Source organism: Brachyspira sp. G79, from assembly GCF_002379365.1.
GTDB lineage: Bacteria > Spirochaetota > Brachyspiria > Brachyspirales > Brachyspiraceae > Brachyspira.
Genome location: NZ_JQIU01000008.1, coordinates 832367 through 839188, shown reverse-complemented (window position 1 = coordinate 839188; position 6822 = coordinate 832367). Strand labels below are relative to the sequence as shown.

The window sequence follows — 6822 nt, the reverse complement described above, 5'->3', positions numbered from 1 at the left end:
AAATAAAGGCTTTTAAAATTAATTTTTATTCTAATTCCAAATCTATTACTATATCAATTTCTGTAATAGAGCAGTTTAATTTTTTAGCGATATCTTCTTTGCTCATGCCTTCTTTATATAGTTTGATAATATTGGCATTTTTATCATCTGATGATACTGTTGTATTATCTTCTTCTTTTGATATTTTTTTATCGGTATCATTATTTTTATCGTATATAGACATATTAGATTTTATAGTTCTGTCTAACTTGCTTCTTAATATCTCTATAGCCTCTTTTCTAGCTTCATCATCTATAGCTTTTGCGGCAGTATCTATATTATTTTTTTGACAGTTTTTTTAACTTCTTCTTTTTTTATTTCTCTATTTTCTTTAACTTCTTTTTTATTTTCTTTCTCTTCTGGCTTTATATTTAATTGTACATTTTCATCTTCTACTCTTATATCCAATTTTTTCTTTTGGCTTTCATTTTGAATAGTTATATTGTTATTAACTTCTTCTTTATTTTCTTTAACTTCTTTTATTGTATTATCTTCGGTACGTATTTCTTTATTATTAGAAGTTAATTCACCTGTGAGTTTATTTGCTCTTGTTATAGCATCTTCCAATATTGAAATTCTTGACAATGCTATATTATTAAACTCTTTTACTAAAGCCTCTATTTCTTCTCTAGCTTTTGACATAGTTTCTTTTTCTAATCTCTCTCTAGCTTTAGAAACTATATATATATAAAACAGCGGCAGAACAACCGCTAATATTGTTACATTGATTATTACACTGATTAAAATTTGCATAACTTGAAAACTGTACTAGCCTAAAAGATCTATTTTTGATCCCTTAGTTTTCTCTGTAGCCGAAACCTCTTCTATTTCTATAATATTATTATCATTTTCATTATTATCAATAATTCTTTTCTTATTTTTTTTTCTATAGGACATATAACCTTGATCTTTTTGTTTCTGTTCATCATCTTTTTTTTCTTTAACTTTTGTTTCATCAGAAATATTTTCAGATTTCACAACAGTAGAATCTTTTATATAAGAATCTCTATGTATATCTCTATCTTCGGATTGCATAGCTATGGTTTTGGCGGCCATTCTCGTATGCTCCATACGTCCTATATGCGACTGCTGCATATATAATTGCTGTAAATCCAAAGGTGCTATAGGCATTTTTTAATCTCCATATAATATGCCTTAAATTTTATATCCTATATTAATAAATATATATATTTTTTATTATTATTGCAAGTAAAAAACAAAAATAATATATAAAAATAAAATATTATTATTTCTTATATATAGAATATGCATATGCTATAACAGCAGAGGCCGCAGATACATTTAATGAATCAAAATCATTAGATTTATTTATTATAATACTGCCGTCAGAGTTTTTCTTTAATATATCTCTTACTCCGCTATGTTCATTACCAAGTATAATTGCAGTAGGGGTATTAAATTTAAAATTTTCTAAAGAAGTTTCACCTTTTTCACTTGCATAATATATCCAAAATCCTTTATCTTTCATAAGTTCTATAGTTCTGTTAAGATTAGTTTCTATAGATATTGGAAGATGATAAGCAGCACCTGCAGATATTTCATAAACTTTTTCATTGATAGGGGCTGAGTTATCTTTAGGTATTATTATGCCTGATGACCCAAAGAAGTATGCATTTCTAATAATAGCTCCAAGATTATGTACATCAGTTATAGAATCTAGTATAAATATTAATGGATTATACTTTTTTTCAAGTGCTTTTTGTAAAAAGTTTTCAATACCTATTTCAGCATTTTCTTTTATATCAGCTGCTATGGAATATATTTTTCCTACAATTTTTTCCATTTCATTTTTATCAACATTTTTTATTAATACTTTCTTTTTTTCAGCTAGTTTTATAATGTCTTTTTCTCTTTTAGATATTGGAAATTTTACATATAAAGTTTCTACTAGATTTTTTGATATAGCTTCTGTTATTGCATTTTTACTTGTTATAAACATATTTTATTTTCCTCTGCTAAAGAAAGATCTTATCATAAAAAATCCGCCCATCATTGCAAGCACAATATTCGGAAACCACATAGCTAAAATAGGCGGTACTTTTTTACCTCCTGCTAATAATTCAGCAGCTGTTATAAGAAGATAATATATAACTACAACTATTACAGATATTCCAAATCCAAAACCTTTACCGCTTCTTTTTCCTACAATTCCTAAAGGTGCACCTATTAATACCATAAATAAACAAGCTGCAGGTATAGATATAAACTTATAAAATTCAACGTAATAAAAATAAGGTACTGACTCTTCAATAGCTTTCTTACGTATCGATACCAATTCTGCAGAATTAGTTTTAATATACTCATTAGAAAAAGATGTTATATCTATTCCAGTATTTTGTACATTGTTGTATGAATTATTTATCATACCAGTTATTTGTTCATCTACAGATTTATTCGCCTTACTTTTAGCTTCATTAATTTTTTTAAGTATTTCCCAAGAAGGCATTTCTCTTAGTCCTCTTTCATGAGAAGTAAGAGTGCTTACATTTCTAATTATATTAATATCCATAGAATCAAAAACCGTGTAATCATTGGTTACAAATCCGTAATTAGGCATTTCCTGTACTACTCCGTCATAGAGTGTTAATGTTACAACCTGAGAATTAGCTTCATTGTTTTTCCATAATCCATATTTGGCAGTTATAACTCTTTTTGTTTCTGATTTGTCATATATTACAACATTTGATATACTTCTGTCATCTGCATATTTTGCTCCTATTGAGAATCCCATATCGGAAATTTCAGTAAACTCTAACTTACCAACAGCAATAGAAGGTCTTATATTTACCATATATGAAATTAATGCTCTGTATCTGTAATTTGATTCGGACATAATCACATTATTAAAAAATAATGAAAACAGAAAAGTAAAAAAACCTAATACTATTATAGGCATATATATTCTCATATGAGGAAATCCCAAAGCTCTCATAACTATTATTTCATTATCTGAAGAAAGTCTTCCGTATCCTATTATACTTGCCATAAGTATTGACATAGGTATAGTTATAGCTATATTAAACGGAAGCATATAAACAAAAGTTTCTAATGACATTAAAAGTGGGGCTCCGTTATTCATAATGAGCCTTATTAATTCTGGTAAAAGCTGAATTACAAATACAAATGTAAAAAATAATATACCCGCTAGAAATGGACCTATAGTTTCAAGAATAATATATTTAGTAATTTTTTTCATATTATATAATGTTTATAAAACTTCCGAATATTAATATTGCTAAAGCCATATATGCTAAATAATCGTATATTATAGGTGCAAACAAAACTAAAACAGCTCTGAATGAACTTTTGATATTAAATGAATACTTAATATTACTATACATAAGTACTATATAATATAACTGCAGTATTAATAATGTTCCTACTTGTATCCAATATATAGAACTAAATTTTCCAAATATCAAAGTTATAGGAAGTATAAAAATAAATATTCCATATATACCAAAACAGTTATTAATAAAAGTAGTTATATTTTTTTTATCATTATTTTTAAAAAATACTGATACTGTAAGATGAATTATAGCTATTTTTACTATGTTTGACACAGCAATATAAGCAGCTATTCCAAAAGCAAGCAAAAATAAATTTACTATATTGCATCTTGAATGTGATGTATATAGTGCAGATACTGCGATGCTTAATATTGAAAGTAAATATATTAAAAATGAATATTCAAAATTAATATCACGTCTCATAGCATATTTAGGACTCATCATGTATAAATATATTGCTTTTGATATTCTCATCATTTTTCTCCGATATAGTTTGGAATATAAATATACATAGGCACTCCTATATATTTCGTGTTAATAATCTCTTCATACGGTATAGGAAGTGAGGATTTAGGTTTTATATTTTCAGATATTCCAGAAAATAGCATATTAAGTAAATTATCTTTTTGCTGAGGCTTTTTAATGATGTAAGGCTCTTCATCTTCTATGCCGCCTAATTTTGCTGCATCTTTTATAGCGTCCTGCAATGTACCTATATCATCTATAAGTCCTACTTCCAATGCTTTTTTTCCGCTGAATACTCTTCCGTCAAATATATCTTCTCTGTTTCCTTTTATTTTATCGCCTCTTGCCTGTTCTACAACATTTGTAAACTGAGCGACAAATTCATAAGTCATATCCTGCCAGTAGGCAAGCTCATCTTCTCTAGGTTCTCTGAAAGGGGAGAGTGAATCTTTATTTCTTCCGCTTTTTATTGTATACATTTTTACGCCGTATTTATCCATTAAGTCAGAAACATTAAGAAATTGTGATATAACACCTATACTTCCAGTAAGAGTAGATTCATTAGCATATATTTTATCGGCTATCATAGACATATAGTATCCGCCGCTTGCTGCCATACCTCTAAATGAAGCTACTATTGGTTTAGGATATTTTTGTTTTAAATCCTGCAAATATTTTAAAGCCTCTTCGCATGAAGTTAAAGCTCCTCCTGGACTATCTACCTGAAGAACTATTGCCTTTACTTTTGGGTCTTTTATATAGTATTCAAAATCTTCCATAAGCTCTTCAGTTACAGAAGGATATTCCAAACCTATGCTGGTTTTTCTCTTTGCATGCGTTATAACTCCAGTTAAATCTATAATAGCAATACCATCTTGTGTATTTGCTGATATTGTATTAATTTTTTTTGTTATTTGTATAGAAGGAGTTTTACTTTCATTATTAAAAAATAAACTATATATTCCAATTATAATTGATGCCAAAACCAAAGCTGTAAATATTAACTCTCTTTTACTGCTTTTTTCTTTTTGGATTTTGTTCTTTTTATTTGGGCTGTTTTCTTCTTGGCTGCTGTTTTCTTTATTCTCTTTTTCTTCTTCGTATGACATTTTATCTCCTCTTTATTTTCTGTTATTATTTTTTCATTATTGAAATTATCTATATTATCAATATTAATATCATTTTCTGATGTTTCTGTATTTTCTATATAAACATGATCCATATATAAACATACAAATATTACGGGCTCACGTCCTATTATCTGCATAAATTTTTTACGCAATGCTTCTCTTACCTCATATTTTATTGTAGAAGGAGTTCTCTTATTTCTATCTAGCAATTTTTTTTACAGCTGCCATTGCTGAGTTAATTCCTTCTTCTCTAAGCTGTTCAGTTTTATGTATTAAGCCTTCTTTTTCTCCTCCGTTATAAGTAAAGCCTTTGCTTTCTAAATCTACTTTTATATCATATTGTCCTGTTTTATTTTTTTTAGCTATTACATTGGCAACAACGACACCGTTAAGAGATAATTGTTCTCTGTCATGAAATATACTTTCTTCTAAATCTCCTACGCCTTTACCGTCAACATATATATTTCTAATTTCTATAGGTTCAGCCAATTTTGCTTCTAAAGTTTCATCTATTTCAAGTACATCTCCGTTATAAAGTAAAAATCCTTTAGTATCTAATCCATTTAAATTTTCAACTAATTTTATATGAGTTATTAAATGTCTTTTCTCTCCATGAATAGGTATAAAATATTTTGGCTTTACTAATCTGTACATTAGTTTTAAATCTTCGCTTGAGGCATGACCTGATACATGAAGAAGTTTTTTATCTTCACCTACCATTTTTGCTCCTAGATCAAAGAGGTTATTTATCATTCTAGTAACAGCCATTTCATTTCCCGGTATAACACTTGATGAAAATATCACCATATCTCCGTCTTCTACTTTTATATGCTTATGAGCCTCTGCTGCTATTAAAGAAAGAGATGAATAAGGTTCTCCCTGTGTTCCAGTAGTTATACATACTATTTTCTCTCTTGGATATCTGTTTATTTTATCTATTGGTATTACTATATCATAAAGATTTAAATATCCCATATCCTGAGCTATTTTAGTAAATTTGAGTAAACTTCTTCCAGAAAATGCGACATATTTATTGTTAACTTTTGCAGCAGTTACTAAATCCTGTATTCTCTCTACACTGCTTGCAAATACTGCAACAATAATCATACCGTCTTCATAGGCAAAAAGAGGCGTCATATTATTTTGAACAACGCTTTCGCTCATAGAAAAACCTTCTTTTTGGCAGTTGGTAGAGTCGGCAAGCATTAAAAGCACTCCGTTTTCTCCGTATTCGGCAAACTTATACAAATCTATAAATTTATCAGTTGTAGGGTTTAAATCTATTTTGAAATCACCTGTATGTATTATTACTCCGAGAGGCGTTGTTATAGCAATTCCCATTCCGTCTGGTATACTGTGATTAACTCTTATAAACTCTATATCAAAGTTCATACCCAACTGTATTTTGTTTCTAGGCTCTACTTCGTATAATTTTGTATCTTTATATTCATTTTTATAATCATTAAGTTTGGCCATTAAAAAGGCTATAGTCAGCCTTGAACCATATATAGGAATATCTGGAAATTTTCTTAAAAAATGAGGTATTGCCCCTATATGATCCTCATGCCCATGGGTAAGTATAAGCCCTATAACATTTTTATTTTCCAAATATGATGTGTCAGGTATAACATAATCTATTCCAAGCATATGGTATCTTGGAAACATAAAACCGCAATCAATTACTAAAACTTCATTTCCATATTCTATGACTGTCATATTCATACCAATTTCCTGCACGCCGCCAAGAGGTATGATTCTTATTTTATCATTACTATTCATTTACATTAACTACTTTATTATTTAAATTTTCAATATATCAGACCCAGTACTATTTTATTTATTTTAACTATAAAAAAATATTAAGTCAAGCTATAAAA

The 6822-nt window shown here is 28.3% G+C and carries 5 protein-coding genes and 2 pseudogenes; all 7 read right to left on the bottom strand.

The window, feature by feature from the left end:
- Positions 1 to 25: 25 nt before the first annotated feature.
- The 7 genes and pseudogenes from KQ44_RS05050 to KQ44_RS05020 all read right to left on the bottom strand — a co-directional run bounded on the left by KQ44_RS05050 (position 26) and on the right by KQ44_RS05020 (position 6724).
- Positions 26 to 792 (bottom strand): annotated as a pseudogene (locus KQ44_RS05050) (hypothetical protein).
- Between the two features lie 15 nt (positions 793 to 807).
- Positions 808 to 1170, bottom strand: a complete 363-nt coding sequence (locus KQ44_RS05045) for a hypothetical protein (protein ID WP_020004317.1) — start codon at positions 1168 to 1170, stop codon at positions 808 to 810.
- A gap of 115 nt (positions 1171 to 1285) precedes the next feature.
- Entirely contained in the window at positions 1286 to 1999 is a 714-nt protein-coding gene (gene rlmB, locus KQ44_RS05040; RefSeq protein WP_096736491.1) for a 23S rRNA (guanosine(2251)-2'-O)-methyltransferase RlmB, read from the bottom strand.
- Positions 2000 to 2002: 3 nt separating this feature from the next.
- Entirely contained in the window at positions 2003 to 3256 is a 1254-nt protein-coding gene (locus tag KQ44_RS05035; RefSeq protein WP_096736490.1) for an LptF/LptG family permease, read from the bottom strand.
- A 1-nt stretch (position 3257) separates the two neighbouring features.
- Positions 3258 to 3827 (bottom strand): hypothetical protein, encoded by a 570-nt coding sequence (locus tag KQ44_RS05030; protein ID WP_240516489.1) that lies wholly within the window; start codon positions 3825 to 3827, stop codon positions 3258 to 3260.
- Entirely contained in the window at positions 3824 to 4924 is a 1101-nt protein-coding gene (gene sppA / locus KQ44_RS05025) for a signal peptide peptidase SppA (protein WP_205676549.1), read from the bottom strand. The genes KQ44_RS05030 and sppA overlap by 4 nt, the downstream gene beginning before the upstream one ends.
- Positions 4816 to 6724 (bottom strand): annotated as a pseudogene (locus KQ44_RS05020) (ribonuclease J). Before KQ44_RS05020 ends, sppA begins: the two are co-directional and overlap by 109 nt.
- Between the last annotated feature and the right edge of the window lie 98 nt (positions 6725 to 6822).

Bases quoted from the DNA above. Each gene is read 5' to 3' on its own strand.
- rlmB (WP_096736491.1), bottom strand. From the start codon at position 1,999: ATGTTTATAACAAGTAAAAATGCAATAACAGAAGCTATATCAAAAAAT.
- KQ44_RS05045 (WP_020004317.1), bottom strand. From the start codon at position 1,170: ATGCCTATAGCACCTTTGGATTTACAGCAATTATATATGCAGCAGTCG.
- KQ44_RS05035 (WP_096736490.1), bottom strand. From the start codon at position 3,256: ATGAAAAAAATTACTAAATATATTATTCTTGAAACTATAGGTCCATTT.
- sppA (WP_205676549.1), bottom strand. From the start codon at position 4,924: ATGTCATACGAAGAAGAAAAAGAGAATAAAGAAAACAGCAGCCAAGAA.
- KQ44_RS05030 (WP_240516489.1), bottom strand. From the start codon at position 3,827: ATGATGAGAATATCAAAAGCAATATATTTATACATGATGAGTCCTAAA.